Source organism: Streptomyces sp. NPDC031274, from assembly GCF_055570235.1.
Genome location: NZ_JBVIHP010000520.1, coordinates 1 through 1,009, shown reverse-complemented (window position 1 = coordinate 1,009; position 1,009 = coordinate 1). Strand labels below are relative to the sequence as shown.

Genomic DNA, 1,009 nt, shown 5'->3' with positions numbered 1-1,009 from the left:
ACCGCCACGGGGGCGCCTGTGCCGTCCGCGACGGCGAGGCTCACGCTCTGGCCGCCCGCGGGCGAGATCCGCACCCGCAGGGTGGCGGCGCCGATGGCGTGCACGGACACCCCGGACCAGGCGAAGGGCAGGCCCGGACCGGTGAAGTTCGATGCGGCCCCGCCGAGGGTGACCGCGTGCAGTGCGGAGTCCAGAAGCGCCGGGTGCAGACCGAAGGTGCCGGCCGACTCGCGGTGCTCCTCGTCCAGGGCGACCTCGGCGAACACGTCGTCGCCCTGCCGCCATGCCGCGCGCAGCCCCTGGAAGAACGGCCCGTACGCGAGGCCCGCCTCGGCGAGGCCTTCGTAGAGGCCCGTCGTGTCGACCGGGATGGCGTCGGCCGGCGGCCACGCCGCGAAGTCGAAGTCCGGCTCCGGCGGGGTGGGCGACAGCAGGCCGCTGCCGTTGCGGGTCCACGGCTCGTCCGTGGCGGCGTCCTCGGACCGCGAGTGGATGCCCAGCGTGCGGCGTCCCTCCTCGTCGGGCTCACCGATGACGACCCTCAGGCGTACTCCACCGCGCTCGGGCAGTGCCAGCGGCGCTTCGAGGGTCAGCTCGTCGAGCCGATCGCAGTGCACACGGTCGCCGGCGACCATGGCCAGCTCCACGAAGGCCGTGCCGGGCAGCAGTACGGCACCGGCCACTGAATGGTCGACGAGCCACGGGTGGGTGCGTCGTGAGACCACGCCGGCGAACATCGTGCCGCCGCCGTCGGGCAGTTCGGTGGCCGCGGCGAGCATCGGGTGGTGTGCCGCGTCGAGCCCGGCCGACGACACGTCGCCCACCCCCCGGCCCGCCGGGGCGAGCCAGTACTGCTTGCGCTGGAAGGCGTACGTCGGCAGGTCGACGTGGGACGGGCGGTGCCCGGCGAAGGCCGCCTCCAGGACGACCGGCAGACCGTGGACGTACAGGGTCGCGAGCGCGGTGGTCAGCGTCTGTGCCTCGGGGCGTCCGGCCCGCTGGGCCGATA

The 1,009-nt window shown here is 74.6% G+C and carries 1 protein-coding gene; it reads right to left on the bottom strand.

All coding sequences use genetic code 11. The features are described 5' to 3' along the window. Window positions 1-1,009: polyketide synthase dehydratase domain-containing protein (locus tag ACZ5CR_RS47645; RefSeq protein WP_468870336.1), on the bottom strand; the 1,009-nt coding region annotated here is incomplete at both ends.